Annotated in this window: 26 protein-coding genes; 22 read left to right on the top strand and 4 right to left on the bottom strand. The window is 58.9% G+C overall.

Going from position 1 to position 24,491, the window contains the following annotated elements:
* Positions 1 to 7 precede the first annotated feature (7 nt).
* Entirely contained in the window at positions 8 to 553 is a 546-nt protein-coding gene (folE, locus tag IB252_RS24340; protein WP_218536260.1) for a GTP cyclohydrolase I FolE, read from the top strand.
* Positions 554 to 654: 101 nt separating this feature from the next.
* Positions 655 to 1,026, top strand: coding sequence for a glutathione S-transferase N-terminal domain-containing protein (locus tag IB252_RS24335; RefSeq protein ID WP_192410515.1), 372 nt, complete (start codon positions 655 to 657; stop codon positions 1,024 to 1,026).
* 74 nt (positions 1,027 to 1,100) lie between these two features.
* Here the strand turns inward: IB252_RS24335 and IB252_RS24330 are convergent, their stop codons facing one another.
* The gene (locus IB252_RS24330; protein WP_192410514.1) at positions 1,101 to 2,267 is read right to left on the bottom strand and encodes a PLP-dependent aminotransferase family protein; all 1,167 of its coding nucleotides are present in this window, start codon (positions 2,265 to 2,267) and stop codon (positions 1,101 to 1,103) included.
* 81 nt (positions 2,268 to 2,348) lie between these two features.
* On the opposite strand from IB252_RS24330, the gene IB252_RS24325 reads away from it, so the two are divergent.
* The 3 genes from IB252_RS24325 to IB252_RS24315 all read left to right on the top strand — a co-directional run bounded on the left by IB252_RS24325 (position 2,349) and on the right by IB252_RS24315 (position 5,175).
* Positions 2,349 to 2,795, top strand: coding sequence for a MarR family winged helix-turn-helix transcriptional regulator (locus IB252_RS24325; protein ID WP_008146140.1), 447 nt, complete (start codon positions 2,349 to 2,351; stop codon positions 2,793 to 2,795).
* 325 nt (positions 2,796 to 3,120) lie between these two features.
* Positions 3,121 to 4,470, top strand: coding sequence for an NCS2 family permease (locus tag IB252_RS24320; RefSeq protein ID WP_192410513.1), 1,350 nt, complete (start codon positions 3,121 to 3,123; stop codon positions 4,468 to 4,470).
* A gap of 78 nt (positions 4,471 to 4,548) precedes the next feature.
* Positions 4,549 to 5,175 (top strand): LysE family translocator, encoded by a 627-nt coding sequence (locus IB252_RS24315; RefSeq protein WP_192410512.1) that lies wholly within the window; start codon positions 4,549 to 4,551, stop codon positions 5,173 to 5,175.
* A 221-nt stretch (positions 5,176 to 5,396) separates the two neighbouring features.
* Here IB252_RS24315 and uraH read toward each other — a convergent pair whose 3' ends face one another.
* Positions 5,397 to 5,750, bottom strand: a complete 354-nt coding sequence (gene uraH, locus IB252_RS24310) for a hydroxyisourate hydrolase (protein WP_192410511.1) — start codon at positions 5,748 to 5,750, stop codon at positions 5,397 to 5,399.
* A 422-nt stretch (positions 5,751 to 6,172) separates the two neighbouring features.
* Here uraH and puuE point away from each other — a divergent pair, with 422 nt between their 5' ends.
* From puuE to IB252_RS24265, 9 genes are all read left to right on the top strand, one after another.
* Entirely contained in the window at positions 6,173 to 7,099 is a 927-nt protein-coding gene (gene puuE / locus IB252_RS24305; RefSeq protein ID WP_111449005.1) for an allantoinase PuuE, read from the top strand.
* Positions 7,096 to 7,611, top strand: coding sequence for a 2-oxo-4-hydroxy-4-carboxy-5-ureidoimidazoline decarboxylase (gene uraD, locus IB252_RS24300; RefSeq protein ID WP_111449006.1), 516 nt, complete (start codon positions 7,096 to 7,098; stop codon positions 7,609 to 7,611). Before puuE ends, uraD begins: the two co-directional genes overlap by 4 nt.
* A gap of 97 nt (positions 7,612 to 7,708) precedes the next feature.
* Positions 7,709 to 8,704 carry an allantoicase gene (gene alc / locus IB252_RS24295; protein WP_076027963.1) on the top strand — a complete coding sequence of 332 codons (996 nt, stop codon included), beginning with the start codon at positions 7,709 to 7,711 and terminating at the stop codon, positions 8,702 to 8,704.
* A gap of 120 nt (positions 8,705 to 8,824) precedes the next feature.
* Complete coding sequence (locus IB252_RS24290) at positions 8,825 to 9,328, top strand: ureidoglycolate lyase (RefSeq protein ID WP_007988150.1); 504 nt, start codon at positions 8,825 to 8,827, stop codon at positions 9,326 to 9,328.
* A 50-nt stretch (positions 9,329 to 9,378) separates the two neighbouring features.
* Positions 9,379 to 10,680 carry a urate hydroxylase PuuD gene (locus tag IB252_RS24285; RefSeq protein ID WP_192410510.1) on the top strand — a complete coding sequence of 434 codons (1,302 nt, stop codon included), beginning with the start codon at positions 9,379 to 9,381 and terminating at the stop codon, positions 10,678 to 10,680.
* Positions 10,681 to 10,819: 139 nt separating this feature from the next.
* Positions 10,820 to 12,178, top strand: coding sequence for a nucleobase:cation symporter-2 family protein (locus tag IB252_RS24280; protein WP_076027965.1), 1,359 nt, complete (start codon positions 10,820 to 10,822; stop codon positions 12,176 to 12,178).
* A 159-nt stretch (positions 12,179 to 12,337) separates the two neighbouring features.
* A complete protein-coding gene (locus IB252_RS24275) occupies positions 12,338 to 13,123 on the top strand; it encodes an outer membrane protein OmpK (RefSeq protein ID WP_192410509.1) in 786 nt (261 codons plus the stop codon).
* On the top strand, positions 13,124 to 13,501 hold the full coding sequence (locus IB252_RS24270) for a hypothetical protein (protein WP_192410508.1): 378 nt from the start codon (positions 13,124 to 13,126) through the stop codon (positions 13,499 to 13,501).
* The gene (locus IB252_RS24265) at positions 13,498 to 14,283 is read left to right on the top strand and encodes an outer membrane protein OmpK (protein ID WP_111449011.1); all 786 of its coding nucleotides are present in this window, start codon (positions 13,498 to 13,500) and stop codon (positions 14,281 to 14,283) included. The genes IB252_RS24270 and IB252_RS24265 overlap by 4 nt, the downstream gene beginning before the upstream one ends.
* A 131-nt stretch (positions 14,284 to 14,414) precedes the next feature.
* On the opposite strand, the gene IB252_RS24260 is transcribed toward IB252_RS24265, so the two are convergent.
* A complete protein-coding gene (locus tag IB252_RS24260; RefSeq protein ID WP_192410507.1) occupies positions 14,415 to 15,587 on the bottom strand; it encodes a patatin-like phospholipase family protein in 1,173 nt (390 codons plus the stop codon).
* A 34-nt stretch (positions 15,588 to 15,621) separates the two neighbouring features.
* Complete coding sequence (locus IB252_RS24255) at positions 15,622 to 16,554, bottom strand: lipid A biosynthesis lauroyl acyltransferase (RefSeq protein ID WP_192410506.1); 933 nt, start codon at positions 16,552 to 16,554, stop codon at positions 15,622 to 15,624.
* A gap of 118 nt (positions 16,555 to 16,672) precedes the next feature.
* Between IB252_RS24255 and minC the strand changes: the two genes are divergently transcribed.
* The 8 genes from minC (at position 16,673) to IB252_RS24215 (ending at position 24,429) form a co-directional block, all read left to right on the top strand.
* Positions 16,673 to 17,410, top strand: a complete 738-nt coding sequence (minC, locus tag IB252_RS24250; RefSeq protein WP_033053358.1) for a septum site-determining protein MinC — start codon at positions 16,673 to 16,675, stop codon at positions 17,408 to 17,410.
* Between the two features lie 201 nt (positions 17,411 to 17,611).
* The gene (gene minD, locus IB252_RS24245; protein WP_111449014.1) at positions 17,612 to 18,424 is read left to right on the top strand and encodes a septum site-determining protein MinD; all 813 of its coding nucleotides are present in this window, start codon (positions 17,612 to 17,614) and stop codon (positions 18,422 to 18,424) included.
* Positions 18,424 to 18,678 carry a cell division topological specificity factor MinE gene (gene minE, locus IB252_RS24240; RefSeq protein ID WP_095143988.1) on the top strand — a complete coding sequence of 85 codons (255 nt, stop codon included), beginning with the start codon at positions 18,424 to 18,426 and terminating at the stop codon, positions 18,676 to 18,678. The genes minD and minE overlap by 1 nt, the downstream gene beginning before the upstream one ends.
* Before the next feature lie 178 nt (positions 18,679 to 18,856).
* On the top strand, positions 18,857 to 19,492 hold the full coding sequence (locus tag IB252_RS24235; protein ID WP_008146175.1) for an RluA family pseudouridine synthase: 636 nt from the start codon (positions 18,857 to 18,859) through the stop codon (positions 19,490 to 19,492).
* A 148-nt stretch (positions 19,493 to 19,640) separates the two neighbouring features.
* Positions 19,641 to 20,483 (top strand): hypothetical protein, encoded by an 843-nt coding sequence (locus tag IB252_RS24230; protein ID WP_192410505.1) that lies wholly within the window; start codon positions 19,641 to 19,643, stop codon positions 20,481 to 20,483.
* 106 nt (positions 20,484 to 20,589) lie between these two features.
* On the top strand, positions 20,590 to 21,879 hold the full coding sequence (locus IB252_RS24225) for a M18 family aminopeptidase (RefSeq protein WP_111449016.1): 1,290 nt from the start codon (positions 20,590 to 20,592) through the stop codon (positions 21,877 to 21,879).
* Between the two features lie 141 nt (positions 21,880 to 22,020).
* Positions 22,021 to 22,197 (top strand): hypothetical protein, encoded by a 177-nt coding sequence (locus IB252_RS24220; protein WP_170206229.1) that lies wholly within the window; start codon positions 22,021 to 22,023, stop codon positions 22,195 to 22,197.
* A 78-nt stretch (positions 22,198 to 22,275) separates the two neighbouring features.
* Entirely contained in the window at positions 22,276 to 24,429 is a 2,154-nt protein-coding gene (locus IB252_RS24215; protein ID WP_192410504.1) for a mechanosensitive ion channel family protein, read from the top strand.
* The last annotated feature ends 62 nt before the right edge of the window (positions 24,430 to 24,491 follow it).

Below are 24,491 nucleotides of genomic sequence, written 5' to 3'. Positions count from 1 at the left end.
AGCCTCTGTGACACTGGAACAGAACTACACCGCGATTCTCGGCCAACTGGGCGAGGACGCCACCCGCGAGGGCCTGCTCGACACGCCAAAACGTGCCGCCAAAGCCATGCAGTACCTCTGCCGCGGTTATGAACAGACACTGGAAGAGGTCACCAACGGTGCCTTGTTCAGCTCCGACAACAGCGAAATGGTGCTGGTGAAGGACATCGAGCTCTACTCGTTGTGCGAACACCACCTGCTGCCGTTTATCGGCAAGGCTCACGTCGCCTACATCCCGAGCGGCAAGGTATTGGGCCTGTCGAAAGTCGCGCGGATCGTCGATATGTACGCCCGCCGCCTGCAGATCCAGGAAAACCTCAGCCGCCAGATCGCCGATGCGGTCCAGCAAGTCACCGGCGCCCTCGGCGTTGCAGTGGTGATCGAGGCCAAGCACATGTGCATGATGATGCGCGGTGTGGAGAAACAGAATTCGTCGATGATCACGTCGGTGATGCTCGGTGAGTTCCGTGAAAACGCGGCCACCCGCAGCGAGTTTCTCAGCCTGATCAAGTAATTCGCAGCACGAAGAAGACCGGCATTCATCGCCGGTTTTTTTTCGCCTGCGAAAATCAGGTAAGCTGCGCGCCTTCTGTTTGCCCCTGTGAGGCTTATACCGTGTTCGTTAAAGCGCTTCGTGTCGGCCTTGGCCAACTGATCATCTTCATCGACTTCATCACCCGTCCGGGCAAAAAACAGCGCCCTGCCGAGGTCCAGGCTCAGGTCAACACGGCGGCCAAGGACCTGACCCTGTATCAGTTCCACGCCTGCCCGTTCTGCGTGAAAACCCGCCGCACCCTGCGCCGCTTGAACGTGCCGGTGGCGTTGCGCGACGCGAAGAACAACGAACAGGATCGCCAGGCCTTGCTGGAGCAAGGCGGCAAGATCAAGGTTCCGTGCCTGCGCATCGAAGAGAACGGCCAGACCACCTGGATGTATGAGTCCAAGGTGATCATCGATTATCTGGACAAGCGGTTTGCCGCGGCCTGAAGCCGTACAAATTTCAGATAAAAATAAACCGGCCCATTGGCCGGTTTTTTTTGCACCCTCTCACACCAGCAGCCTCAAGCCGCTTCCGCCGCCTGGGCCTGACGCACCACCGCTGCCAACCGCTTGAGCCCTTCGTCCAGCCGTGCCGGGTCGATGTGGCTGAAGTTCAGGCGCAAATGCCCCGGATTGCTGTCCGGTTCGGGGAAGAACGGCTCGCCCGGCATGAACGCCACATCCGCTGCCAGTGCAGCCTTGAGCAACGTACGCGTGTCCAGCGGCTGCTTGAGTGTCAGCCAGAAAAACAGCCCACCCTGCGGCACATTCCAGTCCGCCAAATCCGCAAAATGCGTTTCCAGGGCTGACTGGAAAGCGTCCCGACGGACCCGATAGAAGTCCCGCAGCTCGCTCAAGTGATGCTGGAATTTCTCTGTGCCGATCCACTGCAGCGCTTGCCACTGGCCCACGCGATTGGTGTGCAGGTCGGCTGATTGCTTGAGTTTCAGCAAGTGCGGGAAGAGATCCGGACTGGCGATCAGATAGCCGACTCGCAGCCCGGGCAACAGGGTTTTCGACACGGTGCCGGTGTAGATCCAGCTGGCCTTTTTCAAGCGGCTGACAATTGGCGTGGCGCTGCCACCGTCGAAGGTCAGCTCGCGGTAAGGCTCGTCTTCGATCAAGGTCACGCCGAACTCATCCAGCAAGGCTGCTATGGCATCGCGCTTGGCTTCGCTGTAGCGCACGGCCGAAGGATTCTGAAAAGTCGGGATCAGGTAGATGAACGCCGGACGGTGTTTTTCCAGACGAGTACGCAGTTGCGCCAGGCTCGGACCATCAGCCTCCAGCGGGACCGTGATGCAGTCGGCGCCGAACAGCTGAAAAATCTGCAAGGCCGCCAGATAAGTCGGCGCTTCGAGCAAAATCTCGGTGCCGTTGTCGATGTACAGCTTGGCCGCCAGATCGAGGGTTTGCTGGGAGCCGCTGACCACCAACACCTGACTCGCCTCGCAGGGTACGCCCAGCGCCCGCGCCTCTGCTGCCAGCGCTTCACGCAGCGCCGGCTCACCTTCGCTCATGCCGTATTGGCCCATGGACAGCGGCATGTCGGCCCACTCGACTTTCGGCAGCATGGCTTCGGCGGGCAAGCCGCCAGCGAACGACATCACTTCCGGGCGCTGGGCGGCGGCGAGGATTTCACGGATCAAAGAACTTTTAAGGCGCGAGACACGTTCGGAAAATGCCATGGGGTCACCGGTAGCGAGGCCTGAGGAAAATGAGTCAAACTGGTTGACCGAAATTACGACAGACCGAACGGATACGTCAATATGCTTGACCTTAAAAACCCCGCTACTCAGCAACAGGCGATGGAAGCGTTTTTCTTCGGTTATCAGGCGTTCACCGCGAAAGCCGACGAAATGCTCGAGCGTCGTGGCTTGAGCCGGGTGCATCAACGCATAGTGTTTTTCATCGCGCGCTACCCAAACTTGAGCGTCAAGGAGTTACTGGCGTTGCTCGGGGTGACGAAGCAGGCGCTGAACATTCCGCTGCGTCAGTTGGTGGAGATGCATTTGGTGAACAGTGTCGCGTCCGAAACCGACAAGCGTAAGCGGTTGCTGGAACTCACCGACGATGGCGCGCGGTTTGAGCAGTCGTTGCGGCGCGAGCAGGTGAAATTGCTCGAGCGGGTGTTTGCCGAAGCAGGGGAGACGGCGGTGAATGGTTGGTTGGCGGTGAATCTCGCGCTGGGTAAAGCCCAAGCGCCAGCCGAGTAGCCGATCGTTCCCACGCTCTGCGTGGGAATGCAGCCCGGGACGCTCCGCGTCCCAAAGCGGACGCAGAGCGTCCATTGAGGCATTCCCACGCAGAGCGTGGGAACGATCATCCAGCGCACCTCTGCGGCGATATATCCCGATCAACAAACTTTTCGTCTACAAAATCAAAAACATTATTTGCATTATTTGTATACAAAAGCATAATCCACTTCGTGCGAGTTCCTGACCAAGCGGTCAACAAATTCGCAAGTACCTCAAAGGGTCGCTGCCACCCTCATGGGTCCGGCCCTGGAAATAACAATAAAACTCTTGAGGAGTACTCGCTGTGGAAAGCCGCAAATCCGAAGCCTCGACGCTGGAACTCTCGCCGCCGTTACGCAATGGCTGGCTGGAGCGCATCTTCAAACTCAGCTTGCATGGCACCACGGTGAAGACCGAGTTGATTGCCGGTCTGACAACCTTCATCACCATGGCCTACATCATCTTCGTCAACCCCAACATCATGGCCGACGCCGGGATCGATCACGGTGCCGCGTTCGTCGCCACCTGCATCGCCGCCGCGCTGGGTTGCCTGTTGATGGGTCTGTACGCCAACTGGCCGGTCGGGCTCGCACCGGGTATGGGCCTCAACGCCTTCTTCACTTACACCGTGGTCGGCACCATGGGCTACAACTGGGAAACCGCCCTTGGCGCGGTGTTTGTTTCCGGTGTGCTGTTCATGTTCCTGACCTTTTCGCGGATCCGCGAATGGCTGCTCAATAGCATCCCGGTGAGTTTGCGCTTTGCCATGGGCGCCGGTGTGGGCTTGTTTCTGGGGCTGATTGGCTTGAAAACCGCGGGCATCGTGGTCGACAGCCCGGCCACCCTGATCAAGCTCGGCTCCCTGCGCGAACCTGGTCCGCTGCTGGCCGCCATCTGCTTCCTGATGATCGCCGTACTCAGCTACCACAAAGTGTTCGGCGCGATTCTCATCAGCATCATCACCGTCACCCTGGCGGGTTGGGGCCTGGGCCTGGTGCACTACGAGGGCCTCATGTCCGCTCCGCCGAGCCTGGCGCCGACCTGGATGGCCATGAACATCGCCGGCGTATTCAACGTCAGCATGATCAGCGTGGTGCTGGCCTTCCTTTTTGTGCACATGTTCGACACCGCCGGCACCCTGATGGGCGTCGCCCAGCGCGCCGGCCTGGTGAACGCGGATGGCAAGATCGAAAACCTCTCCCGCGCCCTGAAAGCCGACAGTGCTTCCAGCGTATTCGGCGCGATGGTCGGTGTTCCGCCGGTCACCAGCTACGTGGAAAGTGCCGCGGGTGTAGCCGCTGGTGGTCGGACTGGTCTTACCGCCGTGACCGTAGGTGTGCTATTTATTGCGGCAATGTTTTTCGCACCGCTGGCGGGAATGATCCCCGCTTACGCAACCGCCGGTGCGCTGATTTATGTGGCAATGCTGATGATGGGCGGCATGAAGCACATCGAATGGGACGAAGCGACCGACAGCATTCCGGCGATCGTCACCGCGATCATGATGCCCCTGACCTTCTCGGTCGCCGACGGTATTGCGCTGGGCTTTATCACTTACGTGGTACTGAAAGCCTGTACCGGTAAGCACAAGGAAATTTCCATCAGTCTGTGGGTGCTCTGCGCGATCTTCATCGCCAAGTTCATTTTCTTGTAAACCGTTTACGATTCAAAAGCAGGTTTCAAAACAGCCTCACCCCGTCGGGTGAGGCTTTTGTGCAAATGGAGGAAAGTGATGAGTCTGGAAACCTGGCTGCTGTTCAGCGGCGCTGCGCTGGTGGTCATCCTGATCCCGGGGCCACTGTCTTTGCTGATGATCAGCAACAGTCTGAATTACGGTTTGCGTCGTTCTTACCCGGCGTTTCTGGGTGGCGTGATTGCCTCGATCTGCTTGCTCAGTGCGTCGGCGCTGGGTTTGGGCGCCTTGCTGCTGGCGTCGGAACAGTTGTTCAGCGCCCTGAAGATCGTCGGGGCGCTGTACCTGTTCTACCTGGCCTGGCAGAGCTGGCAGCAATCGCGCCTGCCCTCCCACGGCGCTGAAGTGCCCCAGGCTGCGCCAGTGCCACGCTTTCGCGCACTGTTCGGGCGCGCGTTCATGCTGGGCGCCAGTAACCCGAAAGACATTCTGTTCTTCGCCGCTTTCCTCCCGCAGTTCCTCAGTGCCGAGCAGCCGTTCCTGCCGCAGTTGCTGATGATGATTGCGACCTGGACCGTGCTGGATTTGCTGTGCAAGTTGGCTTATGGGTTGGGTGCTCATGGTGCGGCGCGGTATTTACGCAGTGGCAAGGGGCAGAGCTGGTTTAACCGGGTGAGTGCGGGGTTGTTTAGTGGTGCGGGGGCTGCGTCTCTGTTGAGCCGCTAAACAGCAAAAGCATCGCGAGCAAGCTCTGCTCCTACGGGTTTTGCTTCGTCCACATTGCAGGCGAGCGACACAAAACCTGTAGGAGCAAAGCTTGCTCGCGATGGCGTCAGCACAAGCGACACCTTTCCAACAGGCAAAAAAAAGCCCGCAGTGTGAGCGGGCGAAAGACCAAAGAAGCTATATGCGCAGTCGCTTCTCGGAGGAGGCAGCTGCTTGGGGGATCAACTGCCTCGATACGTCGAATAGCTGTACGGCGAAATCAGCAATGGCACGTGATAGTGATCCTGTTCCGCAGAGATGCCAAAACGCAGCACCACCACATCCAGGAACGCCGGTTCTGGCAGCTGAACGCCACGGGTGCGGTAGTAATCGCCCGCATGAAACTGAACCTGATAGACCCCGGAACGGTAGTCATCGCCTTGCAGCAGCGGTGCATCGACCCGGCCGTCGCTGTTAGTGACGGCTGTAGCCACCAGTTCCAGCTGCGAACCTTCTACGCGATACAACTCGACCTTGATCGAGCTGCCCGGGCAACCATGTGCAGCGTCTAAAACGTGAGTAGTCAAACGTCCCATTGATTCTGCGCGCCTGCCTGCGCGGAGCAGTCAGACCTCGCGCCTCCCGAAGTCAGTTGAAAAGGAGACCGCACCGATTCGGAGCACGAAACGCTGCGGCGAGCGACTGATTAAGACACTTTTCAAAAAAATTGTACACAATAAAAACAACATATTTACCGCTATACCCGTCATTCCGGGATTCCCGCCGAATCTGCCGCCGAGCCATAGGGCCAAAGGACCTTCTATCCATTAGCTGACCAATCAGGCAGGTTTCTTGCAATAACATGTGAAGATGACAGTCAGTGAAAAATGCAAAAAAACAGGCTTACAAAGTTGATATAAAGTTGTATACAATCAGCCCATCGCTGTGACGCCAGCCTGTCATCACACTGCAGGCCGCCTCACACAACCTGTTACCACGAACAAGAAGGAAGACTGCAGTGAGCGCTGACTACCCACGCGACCTGATCGGTTACGGCAGTAACCCTCCTCACCCACACTGGCCGGGCAATGCCCGCATCGCCTTGTCCTTCGTGCTCAATTACGAAGAAGGCGGCGAGCGCAATATCCTGCACGGCGATAAAGAATCCGAAGCCTTCCTTTCGGAAATGGTCTCGGCGCAGCCGCTGCAAGGCGCGCGCAACATGAGCATGGAATCCCTTTACGAGTATGGCAGCCGTGCCGGCGTCTGGCGGGTTCTGAAACTGTTCAAGGAATTCGACATTCCGCTGACCATCTTCGCCGTGGCCATGGCCGCCCAGCGTCACCCGGATGTGATCCGCGCAATGGTCGATGCCGGCCACGAGATCTGCAGCCACGGCTATCGCTGGATCGACTACCAGTACATGGACGAAGCGCAAGAACGCGAGCACATGCTCGAAGCGATCCGCGTCCTCACCGAAATCACCGGCGAGCGCCCACTGGGCTGGTACACCGGCCGCACCGGTCCGAACACCCGTCGACTGGTGATGGAAGAAGGCGGTTTCCTCTACGACTGCGACACCTACGACGACGACCTGCCCTACTGGGAACCGAACAACCCGACCGGCAAGCCGCACCTGGTGATCCCGTACACGCTGGACACCAACGACATGCGCTTCACCCAGGTCCAGGGTTTCAACAAGGGCGACGACTTCTTTGAATACCTCAAAGACGCATTCGATGTGCTGTACGCCGAAGGTGCCGAAGCGCCGAAGATGCTGTCGATCGGTTTGCACTGCCGCCTGATTGGTCGTCCAGCGCGTCTGGCCTCGCTCAAACGCTTTATCGAATACGCTAAAAGTCATGAACAGGTGTGGTTCAGCCGTCGCGTCGACATCGCTCGCCACTGGCACGAAACCCACCCGTATCAAGGGGCCACGAAATGAGCCACTTCCAAACCCTGAAGCCGTCGACCCTGAGCCGCGATGCGTTTGTCGCCGCTTTCGCCGACATCTACGAACATTCGCCATGGGTGGCCGAAAAGGCCTTTGACCTGGGCCAGGACGCTTCGATCGACCAGATCGAAACCCTGCACCAGCGCATGAGCGACATCCTGTTGAGCGCCGATCACGCCAGTCAGCTTGAGCTGGTCGTCGCTCACCCGGACCTGGCCGGCAAAGCCGCCGTCCAGGGCCAGTTGACCGAAGCCAGCACGAATGAACAGGCTGGCGCCGGTATTCACCAATGCACGGCCGAAGAGTTTCAACGCTTCACCGAGCTGAACGACGCCTACAAGGCCAAGTTCAAGTTTCCCTTCATCATGGCGGTAAAAGGCAGCAACCGGCATCAGATCCTCGCGGCGTTCGAAACGCGCATTCACAACTCGGCCGACACCGAATTCAAATGCGCGCTGGCGGAGATTAACAAGATCGCCCTGTTCCGATTACTGACCCTATAGCGAGCTGCCCTTGTAAAAAGTACCCGGGTGTTAAAAACGCGAAGACACCCAGGGCAGCGAGCATCCCAAGCCAACTAATTAAAGGCAGACAAGAAGAATGAAAGCTTACGCCGTACCTTTCGAGAAGTTCGTCAACCTGGCCGACGCCCGCCTGGGCACCAAAATCATCTCGGTCACCGATGACTGGTTCGCTGATGCCAACCGCCTGTTCCAACCAACCCCGGCTGTGTGGAAGGAGGGCGTGTTCGATGATAACGGCAAGTGGATGGACGGCTGGGAGTCGCGCCGCAAGCGCTTCGAAGGCTACGACAGCGCCGTGATCCGCCTGGGCGTTCCGGGTTCGATCAAGGGCGTGGACATCGACACTTCATTCTTCACCGGCAACTTCCCGCCGTCGGCCTCACTGGAAGCATGCTTCCTGGCCTCGGGCGAGCCGGACGACAACACCCAGTGGACTGAAGTGCTGTCCGCCGTCGAGCTGCAAGGCAACAGCCACCACTACCACGAAATCAGCAATGACAAGGCGTTCAGCCACCTGCGTTTCAACATCTACCCGGATGGTGGCGTGGCCCGTCTGCGTGTTTACGGTATTCCGTTCCGCGACTGGTCCGCTGTGGGCGACAACGAGCAAGTTGACCTGGCCGCAGCCCTGAACGGTGGCCGCGCCCTCGCCTGCTCCGACGAACACTTCGGCCGCATGAGCAACATCCTCAACCCGGGCCGTGGCATCAACATGGGCGATGGCTGGGAAACCGCACGTCGTCGTACGCCAGGCAATGACTGGGTCATCGTCGCGCTGGGTCATGCCGGCGAGATCGAGAAAGTCATCGTCGACACCCTGCACTTCAAGGGCAACTACCCGGACACGTGCTCGATCCAGGGCGCCTTCGTGAAGGGCGGCACCGACAGCCAGATCGAAACTCAATCGCTGTTCTGGCGCGAATTGCTGCCGGCGCAGAAACTGGAAATGCACGCCGAACACACCTTCGCCGAGCAGATCAAGGCGCTGGGCCCGATCACCCACATCCGCCTGAACGTGTTCCCGGATGGTGGTGTGAGCCGCCTGCGCGTATTGGGCAAGGTCGCTAAATAAGCGCTGAACCCAATCGCCAGCAGGCTGGCTCCCACAGGGAAATGCATTCCAAATGTGGGAGCTAGCCTGCTAGCGATAGCAACAGAACCAACAACACAGAATTCGGATAAGAAGACCAGCATGCGCACATTGACGATTGAACCGCTGACCAAAGAAGCCTTCGCCCCTTTCGGTGACGTGATCGAAACCGACGGCAGCGATCACTTCATGATCAACAACGGTTCGACCATGCGCTTTCACAAACTGGCGACGGTGGAAACCGCCACGCCAGAGGACAAGGCGATCATCAGCATCTTCCGCGCCGACGCGCAGGATATGCCGCTGACCGTCAGCATGCTGGAGCGTCACCCGCTGGGCAGCCAGGCTTTCATTCCGCTGCTCGGCAACCCTTTTCTGATCGTGGTCGCGCCACTTGGCGATGAACCTGTATCAGGCTTGGTCCGCGCCTTCGTCACCAACGGCAGGCAGGGCATTAATTACCATCGCGGCGTTTGGCACCATCCGGTGCTGACGATCGAAAAGCGGGATGACTTCCTGGTGGTTGATCGCAGTGGCACAGGCAATAACTGCGATGAGCATTTTTTCAAAGAGGATGAGCGTTTGATCCTTGCCCCCCACCAATAAGAGAAGGTCTGATCACTCGACAACAGAGTGACAGGCGAGAGGTAAAGACTGTGGAAGCACATCTGTTGGAATGGCTGAACCTGAGCGTGCGCTGGGTTCACATGATTACTGGCGTGGCCTGGATCGGTGCGTCGTTCTATTTCGTCTGGCTGGAAAACAACCTCAATCGGGTCAACCCGAAAAGTGGTCTGGCGGGCGATTTGTGGGCGATCCACGGCGGCGGTATCTACCACCTGGAAAAATACAAACTGGCCCCACCGACCATGCCGGACAACCTGCACTGGTTCAAATGGGAAGCCTATTTCACCTGGCTGTCGGGGATCGCGCTGCTGTGCGTGGTGTTCTACTCCAACCCGACGCTGTACCTGTTGGCACCGGGCAGCAGCCTGACCGGCCCTGAAGGGGTCGCACTGGGCATTGCCTCGTTGCTCGTCGGCTGGTTCGTCTACTCCTTCCTCTGCGACTCGGCCCTGGGCAAACGCCCTGCCCTGCTCGGCGTCATCCTGTTCGTGCTGATCATTGGCGCCGCTTACGGCTTCAGCAAAGTGTTCAGCGGTCGTGGTGCGTACCTGCACGTCGGCGCGATCATCGGCACCATCATGGTCGGCAACGTGTTCCGCATCATCATGCCGGCGCAGCGCGCACTGGTTGCCGCGATTGCCGAAAACCGCACACCGGATCCGGCGCTGCCGGCCAAAGGCTTGCTGCGTTCGCGTCACAACAACTACTTCACCTTGCCGGTGCTGTTCATCATGATCAGCAACCACTTCCCGAGCACCTACGGCAGCCAATACAACTGGCTGATCCTGGCCGGGATCGCGGTGTTGGCGGTGTTGGTGCGTCACTACTTCAACACCCGTCATGACAGCCACAAATTTGCCTGGACCCTGCCCGTCGCAGCAGTGGGCATGATCTGCCTGGCTTACGTGACTGGCCCGGCGCAAATGCCTAGCGCCCCTGAAGTGGCCAAGGCGCCTGGCACCATCGAGTACCAGCCGCTGCCGGAAACTGCCCTCGGTGGTGGTGCCAAACCTGAAGCGGCGAAACCTGCTGCACCTGCCGCAGCACCGGCTCAGGCGTCCAACGCCGGCCCCGGTTTCGATAAGGTACACAGTGTGATCCAGGAGCGTTGCGCGGTTTGCCATTCGGCCAAACCGACCAGCCCGCTGTTCAGTGCGGCACCGGCCGGCGTGATGTTCGATACCCCCGAGCAGATCCGCCAGAACGCGGCACGCATCCAGGCACAAGCCGTCACCAGCCAGATCATGCCACTGGGCAACATCACCCAGATGACCCAGCAGGAGCGGGACCTGATCGGCGCGTGGATTGTTCAGGGAGCTCCCACCAACTAATCGTTGAAAAGCATCGCGAGCAGGCTCGCTCCCACAGGATTCGCGTTGCCTATGTGGGAGCGAGCCTGCTCGCGATTGGCCGCACTGCGGTCAACCTGATGCGCAAAATCACAAGAATAAAAAAGATCCGAGGTGTTGCATGTCCGAGCTATCCAAAGCCCGCATCCCCGACGCACCCGCCATTCAGCGCTTGCCCCTTTTGCAACTGATCCTGGTCGGCTTGCAACACGTTCTGCTGATGTATGGCGGAGCCATCGCGGTGCCGTTGATCATCGGACAGGCCGCGGGCCTGAGTCGTGAAGAAATCGCCTTCCTGATCAATGCCGACCTGCTGGTAGCCGGGATCGCTACCATCGTGCAGTCGCTGGGCATCGGTCCCATGGGCATCCGTATGCCAGTGATGATGGGCGCCAGTTTCGCCGCGGTCGGCAGCATGGTCGCCATGGCCGGCATGCCGGGCATCGGCCTGCAAGGGATCTTCGGCGCGACCATTGCCGCCGGATTCTTCGGCATGATCATCGCGCCATTCATGTCCAAAGTCGTACGCTTCTTCCCGCCTCTGGTGACCGGCACGGTCATCACCTCGATCGGTCTGTCGCTGTTCCCCGTGGCCGTGAACTGGGCCGGCGGTGGTGCGGGCGCCGCTCAATTCGGCTCGCCGATTTACCTGGCCATCGCCGCGCTGGTGCTGGCCACCATTCTGCTGGTCCACCGCTTCATGCGCGGTTTCTGGGTCAACATTTCCGTGCTGATCGGCATGTGCCTGGGTTACGTGCTCTGCGGCCTGATCGGCATGGTCGACCTGAGCGGCATGGCCCAGGCACCGTGGCTGCAATTCGTGACCCCGCTGCATTTCGGCATGCCGAAGTTCGAACTCGCACCGATCCTGTCCATGTGCCTGGTGGTGGTGATCATCTTCGTCGAGTCCACCGGGATGTTCCTGGCACTGGGCAAAATCACCGGTCAGGACGTCTGCCCACGGATGCTGCGTCGCGGTTTGTTGTGTGATGCCGGCGCCTCGTTCTTCGCCGGTTTCTTCAACACGTTCACCCACTCCTCTTTCGCGCAGAACATCGGCCTGGTGCAGATGACCGGCGTGCGTTGCCGCTCGGTGACCATCGTCGCCGGCGGTTTGCTGGTGGTGTTGAGTTTGTTGCCGAAAGCGGCGTTTCTGGTGGCCTCGATTCCACCCGCCGTACTGGGCGGCGCGGCGATTGCGATGTTCGGCATGGTCGCCGCCACCGGCATCAAGATTCTTCAGGAAGCCGACATCGGTGACCGTCGCAACCAGTTGCTGGTGGCGGTGAGCATCGGCATGGGGCTGATCCCGGTGGTCCGTCCGGAATTCTTCGCCCACCTTCCGCTGTGGATGAGCCCGATTACCCACAGTGGAATCGCCATGGCCACGCTGAGTGCGCTGTCGCTGAACCTGCTGTTCAACATCCTCGGCGGCGCCGAACGCGCGGCCATCAACGACTGCCACGCGCACCCGCACTGATCCACCAACGCCACAAGCCCCCTGTGGGAGTGAGCCTGCTCGCGATAGCGATATCACATTCAACATCAATGTTGACTGAACCGACGCCATCGCGAGCAGGCTCGCTCCCACAGAGGAAACTCCTGCGCCTTGAAAAATAAGAACAAGAGGGAGCAACAGATGATTCGGACACAGACAAACATGCTGTTAGGCGGTGGTCTATTGGCCGCCAGTCAGGCCATGGCCGGTGATCTGCTGCTGTGGCAGACCAACAGCCTGAGCTATCTGTATGGCAAGGATTTCGCGGTCAACCCGTCGATCCAGCAGACAATAACCTTTGAACACGCCGACCGCTGGAAGTACGGCGACAACTTCCTGTTCGTCGACAGCACTTACTACAACGGCGAGAAAGACCGGAACAAAGGCGTTCACGCCTATTACGGCGAGTTCAGTCCGCGCTTGTCTTTCGGCAAAATCCTCGATCGTCGTTTCGAATTCGGCCCGATCAAGGATGTGTTGCTGGCCATGACCTACGAGAATGGCGAAGACGACACCGAGGCCTATCTGATCGGTCCCGGTTTCGACCTCGCAGTACCGGGCTTCAACTTTTTCACCTTGAACTTCTACTATCGCCAGACCGAAGGCTCGCGTCCCGGCGACGATGTCTGGCAGATCACGCCGGCCTGGTCCTACACCCTGCCATTGGGCAACTCGAACCTGTTGATCGACGGCTACATCGACTGGGTCGTGGATAACGACCAGAACTCACAGGGCACTTATCACGCCAACCTGCACTTCAACCCGCAGATCAAGTACGACCTGGGCAAGACCATGGGCTGGCGGGAGAAACAGGTGTACGTCGGCGTCGAATACAGCTACTGGAAAGACAAATACGGCATCGAAAACAGCGCCAACTTCGACACCAATGAAAACACCACCAGCCTGCTGGTGAAGGTGCATTTCTAGATGATCCGCAACCGTGCTCCAAACCTGTCGTCGGTGCGCTGTTGCGGGGCACTTGAGACCTGGCCAAGGAGTCAGTATTCTCCGCGGCCGCCCGAATCTGGTCTAAAAAAAAGCCCGGATTTAATTCCTGACCAGAAAGCCAACTTATCCCGGCACTGGACGGTACCAAGGCACTCCAAAACCACTCTCAATCGACTGCTCTTGAGCCGCCGAGCGGGAGATTTTTGGCTTTTCAAAAGCCTTGGCTCAGCTCTTGCTAACAGCACTGAAGCTGACCGATTGGATGATTTTTTACAGCTACAGAAAAAGGCGCCACACCAGAGCGCCGACCTTAAAAAAATAACGTGGAACACCTACTTTTTGGGAGCAACCGAATGAAACGTACGTGCACTAGCCTGATGCTGGCGGGATCATTGCTGGCCGGGGGCCAGGCCATGGCCGGCGACTTGCTGCAATGGCAGAACAACAGCCTGACCTACCTGTATGGCAAGGACTTCCAGGTCAACCCGCGCATTCAGCAGACGGTGACCTTCGAACACGCCGATGGCTGGAAATACGGCGACAACTTCATGTTCGTCGACAAGATCTTCTACAACGGCAAGGAAGATTCCTTCGCCGGTGAGAACACCTACTACGGTGAAATCAGCCCGCGCCTGTCGTTCGGCAAGATCTTCGATCAGAAACTCGAGTTCGGCCCGATCAAAGACGTGTTGCTGGCCATGACGTACGAGTTCGGTGAAGACGACACCGAGTCGTACCTGATCGGCCCTGGTTTCGACCTGGCCATCCCCGGCTTCGACTACTTCCAGCTGAACTTCTACAACCGTCATACCGAAGGCGACCGCCCGGGGGACAATATCTGGCAGGTCACACCGGTCTGGTCCTACACCATCCCGGTGGGCGATTCGAACATCCTGGTCGATGGTTTCATGGACTGGGTGGTCGATAACGACGTCAACAAAAAAGGCGAATACCACGCCAACCTGCACTTCAATCCACAGGTCAAATACGACTTGGGCAAGGCGCTGAACCTGGGCGAGAAGCAGTTGTACGTGGGTGTCGAGTATGACTACTGGAAAAACAAGTACGGCATCGAAGACAGCCAGGGTTTCAAAACTGATCAGAGCGTGACCAGCTTCCTGGTCAAGGTGCACTTCTGATCCGGCGGCGTCTGTAAGGACGCCATCGCGGGCAAGCCCGGCTCCCACAGATTCTGTTTAGTTCACATCATCGGCGAACGACACAAAACCTGTGGGAGCCGGGCTTGCCCGCGATGGCCGCACCGCAAATCTCAAGCAGTGACCGCTGCCTCGGCTATCCCGAGAAACCGGCACAACTCCTCGCGTTTGGCCAACGCATCCCTGCGCCCCAAATCAATCAATTCGCTGCAATACCCCGACTCGAACAGCAGATAACTCAGCACCCCCGCCCCGCTCGTCTTGGTCGCCCCCGGCCCGCGCAGAAACAGACGCAGCGCCGCCGGCAACTCCTGTCGATGCCGCGCCGCAATCTCATCGATCGGCTGACTCGGCGAAATCACCAGCACCTCTACCGGCGCCACACCCAACGCGCGCGTCGGCGTGCCATCGGGCAGCAGATGACTGAACTGATTGAGCCGCTGCAGCAACTCGATGTCACTTTCCAGGCTGTCAATGAACGTGCTGTTGAGCATGTGCCCACCGATCTGCGCCAGGCTCGGCTGCTGGCCGGTGTAAGCGCGTTGCAGCGGTTGTTCCGGGTCGACACCGCGGGGGTTGCCGCTGACGCCCACTACCAGCACTCGGCTGGCGCCCAGGTGCAGCGCCGGGCTGATCGGTGCCGACTGACGTACCGCGCCGTCGCCGAAATACTCTTCACCGATTTTCACTGGCGCAAATAACAGCGGAATGGCCGAACTGGCCAGCAAGTGATCGACGGTCAATTGAGTGGGGACGCCGATTCGCCGATGGCGCAACCAGGCATTGATGGTGCCGCCGCCCTGATAAAAGGTCACCGCCTGACCGGACTCGTAGCCGAACGCGGTCACCGCAACCGCCTGCAACTGTTTCTGTGCAATAGCCTCGGCAATCCCGCTCATCTGCAGTTTGTCGTCGAGCAATCTGCGCAGCGGCGAACTGTTGAGCAAGGCCACCGGCACCTGAGCGCCAATCCCGAGCAAACTGTGGGTGACAAAACGGCTGGCCTGATGGATCACACCCGGCCAGTCGCTGCGCAGCACCAAATGACTGCGAAAGCCCTGCCAGAAGGCTGTCAGACGTTGAATTGCACCACGGAAATCCATCGCCCCACTGGCGAGGCTGACCGCGTTGATTGCGCCGGCCGAGGTGCCGACGATCACCGGAAACGGATTGCTCGCGCCGACCGGTAACAGCTCGGCAATCGCCGCCAGCACACCCACCTGATAGGCCGCCCGAGCCCCGCCGCCGGAAAGAATCAACCCTGTAACCGGTTCAGCAGGACTCATCGCAACACTCCATGGTGCTCATAAGGACGGTGGTTCAACCGCGTTTTGCGTACAGCTTCGGCTCGCCCGGTGGGCGACTCTTGAAACGGCGATGAGCCCAAAGGTATTGCTCTGGACATTCGCGCAAGACGCCTTCGACCCATTGGTTGATCCGCAGGCAATCGGCCTCTTCGGTTTCGCCGGGGAAACCCTCGAGCGGTGCATGAATCACCAGTCGATAACCGCTGCCGTCCGCCAGACGCTCCTGAGTGAACGGCACCACCAGCGCCTTGCCCAACCGTGCAAACTTGCTGGTGGCGGTGACGGTAGCAGCCTGAATCCCGAACAGCGGCACGAAGATACTTTGCTTGGCGCCATAGTCCTGATCCGGTGCGTACCAGATTGCCCGGCCTGCGCGCAGCAATTTGAGCATGCCGCGCACGTCGTCACGCTCCACCGCCAGCGAATCGACGTTGTGCCGCTCGCGCCCCATGCGCTGGACGTAGTCGAACAGTGGATTTTTGTGTTCGCGGTACATGCCATCGATGGTGTGCTGCTGGCCGAGCAACGCCGCGCCGATTTCCAGCGTGGTGAAATGAACGGCCATCAGGATCACGCCTTTGCCGTCGCGCTGGGCTTTTTTCAGATGCTCCAACCCTTCGACATGGGCCAGCTTCGCCAGACGCTCGCGCGACCACCACCAGCTCATGGCCATTTCGAAAAACGCGATGCCCGTTGAGCCGAAGTTTTCCTTGAGCAGGCGCTTGCGCTCGGCAGCGGTTTTTTCAGGGAAACACAGTTCCAGATTGCGCTTGGCAATGCGCCGTCTGTCGCCCGCTACTCGATACATCAATGCACCCAGGGCGCGACCGATCGACAGCAACGCCGGATACGGCAGCTGGACAATCAGCCACAACAGCCCCAAGCCACACCACAGCGGCCAGAAACGTGGAGATAGAAATGCTGTTCGAAAACGCGGGCGTTCCATTAAAGGTTCCGGAAAGACAATGGCCGCGCATTCTACATCGTTCGACCCGGCTTGCGGCTCGCGGGCGTTCTCGTTATAAGTCTCGGCACTTTTAGTGACAAGTCGTTGTATGCCGACCATGAGCCAAACCGAACCGCTAGACCAAGATCCCGTGTTCCAGCTGAAGGGCAGCATGCTCGCCATTACGGTGCTGGAACTGGCTCGTAACGACCTCGAGAACCTCGATCGTCAACTGGCCGCCAAGGTCGCCCAGGCGCCTAACTTCTTCAGTAACGCGCCACTGGTGCTGGCCCTGGACAAACTCCCGGCCGGCGAAGGCGCAGTCGATCTGCCGGGCCTGATGCGCGTCTGCCGCCAGCATGGCCTGCGCACCCTGGCGATCCGTGCCAGCCGCATCGAAGACATTGCCGCGGCCATCGCGGTCGACCTGCCGGTGCTGCCACCGTCCGGCGCCCGTGAGCGTCCGCTGGACCCGCTCGAAGGCCAAGTCCAGAAAAAACCGGAAAAACCGCCGGAGCCGACGATCAAGCCAACGAAAATCATCACCTCGCCCGTACGCGGTGGGCAGCAGATTTATGCCCAGGGCTGCGATCTGGTGGTGATCTCCTCGGTCAGTCCGGGGGCGGAACTTCTCGCCGATGGCAACATCCATGTATACGGCCCGATGCGTGGTCGAGTGTTGGCCGGCGTCAAAGGCGACACGAAAGCCAGGATTTTCTGTCAGCAAATGAGCGCTGAACTGGTCTCCATCGCAGGCCACTACAAGGTTTCGGAGGATCTGCGTCGCGACCCTTTGTGGGGCGCGGGCGTACAGGTCAGCCTGTCGGGCGATGTGTTGAACATCATTCGGCTTTAACGGATACTGCCGCATTTTCCAAACATCTCTAAAACGTAGCGAAAACGGCTCAAACGAAGTAGGAAAAAGGCCATAAGCAGTGTTTACCCGAGGTAAGCGCCGTTCTGGACCGAATTCCAGCCAAGGCTGTCCGACTGCAGTAGTTTTTCTAGAGATGTTTTTCAGGGGCTAAATGTCCTTTTTCCTTAGGGGTGAAACACCTTGGCCAAGATTCTCGTGGTTACATCCGGCAAGGGTGGTGTGGGTAAGACCACCACCAGTGCTGCTATCGGTACCGGCCTCGCACTGCGCGGCCACAAAACAGTTATCGTCGACTTCGACGTCGGTTTGCGTAATCTCGACCTGATCATGGGTTGCGAGCGCCGCGTGGTGTACGACTTCGTCAACGTGGTAAACGGCGAAGCCAACCTGCAACAAGCCCTGATCAAAGACAAACGCCTGGAAAACCTCTACGTACTGGCCGCCAGTCAGACCCGCGACAAAGACGCGCTGACCGTCGAAGGCGTGGAAAAAGTGTTGATGGCGCTGAAAGAAGACTTCGAATACGTGGTCTGCGACTCTCCGGCCGGCATCGAAAAAGGCGCCCACCTGGCCATGTACTTCGCAGACGAAGCGATTATCGTGACCAACCCGGAAGTGTCCTCGGTTCGTGACTCAGACCGCATGCTCGGCCTGCTGGCCAGCAAATCGCGCCGCGCTGAAAAGGGCGAAGAGGCGATCAAGGAACACCTGCTGCTGACCCGCTACAACCCGCAACGGGTCAGTGACGGCGAGATGCTCGGTGTCGAAGACGTCAAAGAGATTCTGGCGGTCGCCCTGCTGGGTGTCATTCCGGAATCCCAAGCGGTACTCAAAGCTTCCAACTCGGGCGTGCCAGTCATTCTCGACGACCAGAGCGATGCCGGTCAGGCATACAGCGATGCGGTCGATCGTCTGCTGGGCAAAGCCGTGGAGCATCGTTTTCTCGATGTAACGAAGAAGGGATTCTTCGAGCGCCTGTTTGGAGGTAGATAATGAATCTTTTTGACTTCTTTCGTGCCAGCAAAAAGGTCAACACCGCGTCGGTAGCGAAAGAGCGTCTGCAGATCATCGTGGCGCACGAACGCGGCCAGCGCAGTACACCGGACTACCTGCCAGCCTTGCAGAAGGAATTGGTCGAGGTCATCCGCAAGTACGTCAATATCGGGTCCGATGACGTGCACGTCGCTCTGGAAAACCAGGGCAGCTGCTCGATTCTGGAACTCAATATCACCCTGCCAGATCGCTAGTCGATCAGACAGGAGCCACGGCGGTTCAGGCTTGCGCTCCTGTGGGAGCCGAGCTTGCTCGCGATAGCATCACCTCGGTTTATCAGATAGACCGAGTTGCCTGCATCGCGAGCAAGCTCGGCTCCTACAGAGTGTGGAGGCCTGAGCCGCCGTTGGCGTTTGTTACGAGGCTGTTTTAATGCCGCTGTCCAACATCCGCATCATCCATCAGGACGCCGCCGTACTGGTGGTGAACAAACCGACCCTGCTGCTCTCCGTCCCTGGCCGGGCTGATGACAACAAGGATTGCCTGATTACCCGCCTGCAAGAAAACGGTTACCCGGAAGCACGAATCGTCCATCGTCTGGACTGGGAAACCTCGGGCATTATTCTGTTGGCCCGTGATCCGGACACCCATCGCGAGCTGTCTCGGCAATTTCACGACCGCGAAACCGAAAAGGCCTACACCGCCCTGTGCTGGGGACAACCGGAACTGGACAGTGGCAGCATCGATCTGCCCTTACGCTACGATCCGCCGACCAAGCCACGCCATGTGGTGGACCATGAATTCGGCAAACATGCCCTGACCTTCTGGCGGGTATTGGAGCGTTGCGGCGACTGGTGTCGTGTCGAATTGACGCCAATCACCGGCCGCTCCCATCAGTTGCGCGTGCACATGCTTTCCATCGGCCACCCACTGCTGGGTGACGGACTGTATGCCCACGAGCAAGCGCTGGCGGCCTGGCCACGACTCTGTTTGCACGCGAGCATGCTGAGCTTCACTCACCCGCAAAGCGGCGAACGCTTGCGCTTCGAGTGCCCTGCTCCTTTTTAAGCAACCGCCGAACCAAAAACCGCCCTTCCATTGAAGGGCGTTTTTTATTTCTTGTTACAAATCGCCGTGAAAATGACGTGAAATTATTGTCATGAATTTGTAATGAAACGTAAAATGCCAGCACTTTGATATCAGGCAGGAAGCCCTCGTGCTCAGCAACAAGACATTCCAAGACGACTACCCGTTCACCTTCTGCCTGTTCAACACCACGCTACACCTTAGCGAGCAACCTTCAGCCGAAGCACAACAGGCGCTTGAACAGCTCATACACAAACGACGCGCCCACAAACTCACCCGTGCAAGTGCGCCGCTTGCCTCCGGCGATACGCCACTGTTTGCCAAGGTCCAGCCGCTGGATACCCTGAAGGCAAAAGTGCGCGTGACCTTTGGCAAACCACAGCGCAATGGTCGATTCGACTGGCCGCTGGAAGAATTGATCAATACGCTCGAAGCGCAGCGCCGTGGCGTACAAATGCCGCCTCTGCAAGGGTTCGGTTACACCAAGGACCGACTGGGGCTGACCCAGGAATACTTCATTATCACGCGCCTGCTCGACGATCATATCGACGGCGTGCAATGGCTTAAACGCAACCCGGACAGCGTCGAAACATTCGTTCTCGACGCCTTCGAATTGCTGAGTTCCTTGTCGCGCAAAAACATCACGCACATGGATTTCTGGGCTGGCAACATCATGATCCCGCAAACACCACAGACTCCGCTCAAAGCCATCGACTTTGAAAACTGCTTTGCCGGCCAGACAAACCATCAAAGCGAAACCCTGGGTTTTCAACTGGGCTTCTTCTATCACCGGGATATCTACAAGCTCATCACCGAAGCCGCCTATGACCGACTGGTGGACGAGTACATTCGACAGATCCCGGGGATATCGAAGGAAAAATTCAACGAGGTATACCTCGCGAGCAAACATGAATATGTGGGCCGCAAGCAACGCCGCGAAGTGTTCCTCAATGGCAACCTGATCACCGGTTGACTCGCCCTCTTCGCCAATCGGCAGCTGGCGCACGTTGAACGGCATTGTCGCTGCAATGCCGTGAGCCAATACGTTAAACTCGCGCCATTGCTGTCTGGAGCTACTTATGCGCGAAGAGTTGAACCAAGGCCTGATTGATTTCCTCAAGGCCTCCCCTACCCCATTCCATGCCACCGCCAGCCTTGTTCAGCGCCTGGAAGCGGCGGGCTATCAACGCCTTGACGAGCGCGAGCCATGGGCCACCGAAGCCAACGGTCGTTACTACGTCACCCGTAACGACTCGTCGATCGTCGCGTTCAAGATGGGCCGTCATTCGCCCCTTCACGGCGGCATTCGCCTGGTTGGCGCACACACCGACAGCCCGTGCCTGCGGGTCAAACCCCAGCCGGAACTGCAACGTCAGGGTTTCTGGCAACTGGGCGTCGAAGTCTATGGCGGCGCACTGCTGGCGCCATGGTTCGACCGCGACCTGTCCCTGGCCGGCCGCGTGACCTTCCGCCGTGACGGCAAGGTCGAGAGCCAGTTGGTCGACTTCAAGGCGCCGATCGCCATCATCCCGAACCTGGCCATACACCTGAACCGCGAAGCCAACATGGGCTGGGCGATCAACGCCCAGACCGAACTGCCGCCGATCCTCGCGCAATTTGCCGGTGATGAGCGCGTGGACTTCCGCGCCGTGCTCACCGATCAACTCGCCCGCGAACATGGCTTGAACGCCGACGTGGTGCTGGACTATGAGCTGAGCTTCTACGACACCCAAAGCGCTGCGGTCATCGGCCTGCATGGCGATTTCATTGCAGGGGCGCGCCTGGACAACCTGCTGTCGTGCTACGCCGGCCTGCAAGCCTTGCTGACCACCGAAACCGAAGAAACCTGCGTGCTGGTCTGCAACGATCACGAAGAAGTCGGTTCCTGCTCGGCCTGCGGCGCCGATGGTCCGATGCTGGAGCAGACGCTGCGTCGCCTGCTGCCTGAAGGCGATGAGTTCGTGCGCACTATCCAGAAATCCCTGTTGGTCTCGGCTGACAATGCCCACGGCGTGCACCCCAACTACGCCGACAAGCACGATGCCAACCACGGTCCGAAACTCAACGCCGGCCCGGTGATCAAGGTCAACAGCAACCAGCGCTACGCCACCAACAGCGAAACCGCCGGGTTCTTCCGTCACCTGTGCATGGCCGAAGAAGTGCCGGTACAGAGCTTCGTGGTGCGCAGCGACATGGGTTGCGGCTCGACCATCGGCCCGATCACCGCCAGCCACCTGGGCGTGCGCACCGTCGACATCGGCCTGCCAACCTTCGCCATGCACTCGATCCGTGAACTGTGCGGCAGCCATGACCTGGCACACCTGGTCAAAGTGCTGAGCGCGTTTTACGCCTGCCGCGAACTGCCGTAGCTCGTGCAGGAGCATGGCTTGCCAGCGATGGCGATCTTAAGGAAGCCATCGCTGGCATGCCATGCTCCTACAGGTGTTCACCACCGATCGCTCAAAAGCCACCTAGACTTTAACTACCCCCTTTCGACAAGGCAGTCGCTCATGATCTCGTTGTCTTCGTTTCACGCCATGCTGATTCCGATTCTTGCCGGGATGATCATGCTGGCAATCGGTTTCAATTTTCGCGACAAGAACGCCGGCGTTTTCGCGATGTGGATCGGCATGCTGATGATCCTCGCCACCGTGGTTTTCAAGATCCTAGCCAAACTCAACGAATAAATCCTCGCCCCTGGCTCGCATTGATTTTGACGGGCTCGTACACTCGGTCGATCCGCTCATCCCGAGGTTGACCGCCTAGTGTTCGCTCGTCTTTTTGCCCTGCCGTGTTTATTCCTTGTCTGCCTCATGACGCTGCTGCCGACGGCACCCGCCCAGGCGGTCGGCTTGCCCAGCCTGCTCAACAGCTCGGCAAAACAGCCGGAGGCGCAAGAGCCCTTGGGGCAATCCCTGGACGAAGTGATCAAGTCACTGGAGAACGATCAGCAACGCACCAAACTGCTGGCGGATTTGAAGAAGCTGCGCGACGCCACCAAAAAGGCCCAGCCAGTCACCGAAGTAGGCGTCCTGGGACTGATCGGCGGCACCCTGGCCAGTTTCGAAAAACAGTTTTCAGGCGCAGACAGCCCTCTCACTCGCTGGTCCGAAGAGCTCAAACTGGCTCAGGATGAACTGACAGCACTGGCGCTGCCGGCCAATGAATGGCTGCCGATCATCTTTGCCTTTGCCATGATCCTGATGGTCTGGAGCTTGCTGGCCGCGGCGCTGATCTGGGTCAGCCACCGAGTACGCATGCGCTTTGGCCTGACCGAAGAACTGCCGCAGCACCCCAAGGCCCTGGACATGTTGCGCTTCGCCCTGCGCAAACTCGGGCCGTGGCTGATTGCTTTGGTCATGACGGTCTACATGAGCTACGCCCTGCCTTCATCATTGGGCAAAAGTCTGGCCATGGTGCTGGCTTATGCGCTGGTGGTTGGCACCTGTTTTTCGGCAATCTGCGTGATCGCCTTTTCGGTGCTCGACGGCCCACACCGCCACCGCGCCCTATACATCCTGCGGCATCAAGCCTTTCGGCCGCTGTGGCTGATCGGCAGTTTCGCCGCCTTCGGTGAAGCCCTGAGCGATCCGCGACTGGTCGAAAGCCTTGGCAGTCATCTGGCGCACACCGCCGCGACGGTCGCCAACGTACTGGCGGCATTGTTCACGGGGCTGTTCATCCTGCGGTTCCGTCGTCCCATCGCCCACTTGATCCGCAACCAACCGCTGTCCCGACGCCTGACCCGCCGCGCCCTCAGCGACACGATCGAAATTCTCGGGACCTTTTGGTACATGCCGGCGCTGGTGCTGGTGGGGATTTCGCTGTTCGCCACGTTCGTCTCGGCCGGCGATACCAGCACCGCGCTGCGTCAGTCGCTGATCTGCACCGTGCTGCTGGTGTTGTGCATGGTCATCAACGGCTTGGTGCGCCGCCATTCACTCAAACCACAGCGCAGCGTGAAGCGTCATGCACTGTATTCGGATCGTCTTAAAAGCTTCTTCTACACACTCGCCCACCTGGTGGTGTGGCTGGCATTCATCGAACTCGGCCTGCGGGTCTGGGGCATGTCGCTGATCCGCTTCACTGAAGGCGAAGGCCACGAAGTCAGCGTCAAACTGTTCAGCCTCGGCGGCACGCTGATTTTTGCCTGGCTGATCTGGATTCTCAGCGACACCGCCGTGCACCACGCCCTCACCCGTTCGCGCAAAGGTCTGGCGAATGCTCGCGCGCAGACGATGATGCCGTTGATTCGCAACGTCTTGTTCGTGGCGATTTTCATCATTGCGCTGATCGTCGCCCTGGCAAACATGGGCATGAACGTCACGCCATTGCTGGCCGGTGCCGGCGTGATCGGTCTGGCCATCGGTTTCGGTGCACAGTCGCTGGTGGCGGACCTGATCACCGGGTTGTTCATCATCATCGAAGACTCGCTGGCCATCGACGACTACGTGGACGTCGGCGGCCACCTGGGCACCGTCGAAGGGCTGACCATTCGTACCGTGCGCCTGCGGGACATTGACGGCATCGTCCACACCATTCCATTCAGCGAAATCAAAAGCATCAAGAACTACTCCCGGGAATTCGGCTACGCGATTTTCCGGGTGGCGATACCTTCCAACATGGACATCGATAACGCGATCAAACTGATGCGCGACGTCGGCCAGAAGATGCGCACCGACCCACTGCAACGGCGCAACATCTGGTCGCCACTGGAGATTCAGGGTGTCGAGAGTTTCGAGTCAGGCAACGCGATACTCCGCGCCCGGTTCAAGACCGCGCCGATCAAGCAATGGGAAGTGTCCCGAGCGTTCAACCTGTCACTCAAGCGACACCTGGACGAAGCCGGACTCGACCTGGCGACGCCACGCATGAGCGTGCAGGTGATCACCGCAGGCGGCGGCCAAGTGACGGAATAACCCTATAGCGTTGTGGCTCGCCACAACTACAAACGGCAGGCAAAAAAAATCCCCGAACCAGT

The sequence above is a fragment of the Pseudomonas sp. PDM10 genome (assembly GCF_014852295.1).
Taxonomy (GTDB): Bacteria; Pseudomonadota; Gammaproteobacteria; order Pseudomonadales; family Pseudomonadaceae; genus Aquipseudomonas.
The sequence above is the reverse complement of the archived record's forward strand: the minus strand, read 5'-3'. Positions and strand labels throughout refer to the sequence as shown.

Bases quoted from the DNA above. Each gene is read 5' to 3' on its own strand.
- IB252_RS24315 (WP_192410512.1), top strand. From the start codon at position 4,549: ATGAGTCTGGAAACCTGGCTGCTGTTCAGCGGCGCTGCGCTGGTGGTC.
- uraD (WP_111449006.1), top strand. From the start codon at position 7,096: ATGAGCCACTTCCAAACCCTGAAGCCGTCGACCCTGAGCCGCGATGCG.
- IB252_RS24290 (WP_007988150.1), top strand. From the start codon at position 8,825: ATGCGCACATTGACGATTGAACCGCTGACCAAAGAAGCCTTCGCCCCT.
- IB252_RS24265 (WP_111449011.1), top strand. From the start codon at position 13,498: ATGAAACGTACGTGCACTAGCCTGATGCTGGCGGGATCATTGCTGGCC.
- IB252_RS24325 (WP_008146140.1), top strand. From the start codon at position 2,349: ATGCTTGACCTTAAAAACCCCGCTACTCAGCAACAGGCGATGGAAGCG.
- IB252_RS24280 (WP_076027965.1), top strand. From the start codon at position 10,820: ATGTCCGAGCTATCCAAAGCCCGCATCCCCGACGCACCCGCCATTCAG.
- IB252_RS24235 (WP_008146175.1), top strand. From the start codon at position 18,857: ATGCCGCTGTCCAACATCCGCATCATCCATCAGGACGCCGCCGTACTG.
- IB252_RS24225 (WP_111449016.1), top strand. From the start codon at position 20,590: ATGCGCGAAGAGTTGAACCAAGGCCTGATTGATTTCCTCAAGGCCTCC.
- IB252_RS24330 (WP_192410514.1), bottom strand. From the start codon at position 2,267: ATGGCATTTTCCGAACGTGTCTCGCGCCTTAAAAGTTCTTTGATCCGT.
- IB252_RS24255 (WP_192410506.1), bottom strand. From the start codon at position 16,554: ATGGAACGCCCGCGTTTTCGAACAGCATTTCTATCTCCACGTTTCTGG.
- IB252_RS24220 (WP_170206229.1), top strand. From the start codon at position 22,021: ATGATCTCGTTGTCTTCGTTTCACGCCATGCTGATTCCGATTCTTGCC.
- IB252_RS24260 (WP_192410507.1), bottom strand. From the start codon at position 15,587: ATGAGTCCTGCTGAACCGGTTACAGGGTTGATTCTTTCCGGCGGCGGG.
- minC (WP_033053358.1), top strand. From the start codon at position 16,673: ATGAGCCAAACCGAACCGCTAGACCAAGATCCCGTGTTCCAGCTGAAG.
- alc (WP_076027963.1), top strand. From the start codon at position 7,709: ATGAAAGCTTACGCCGTACCTTTCGAGAAGTTCGTCAACCTGGCCGAC.
- IB252_RS24275 (WP_192410509.1), top strand. From the start codon at position 12,338: ATGATTCGGACACAGACAAACATGCTGTTAGGCGGTGGTCTATTGGCC.
- IB252_RS24270 (WP_192410508.1), top strand. From the start codon at position 13,124: ATGATCCGCAACCGTGCTCCAAACCTGTCGTCGGTGCGCTGTTGCGGG.
- uraH (WP_192410511.1), bottom strand. From the start codon at position 5,750: ATGGGACGTTTGACTACTCACGTTTTAGACGCTGCACATGGTTGCCCG.
- minE (WP_095143988.1), top strand. From the start codon at position 18,424: ATGAATCTTTTTGACTTCTTTCGTGCCAGCAAAAAGGTCAACACCGCG.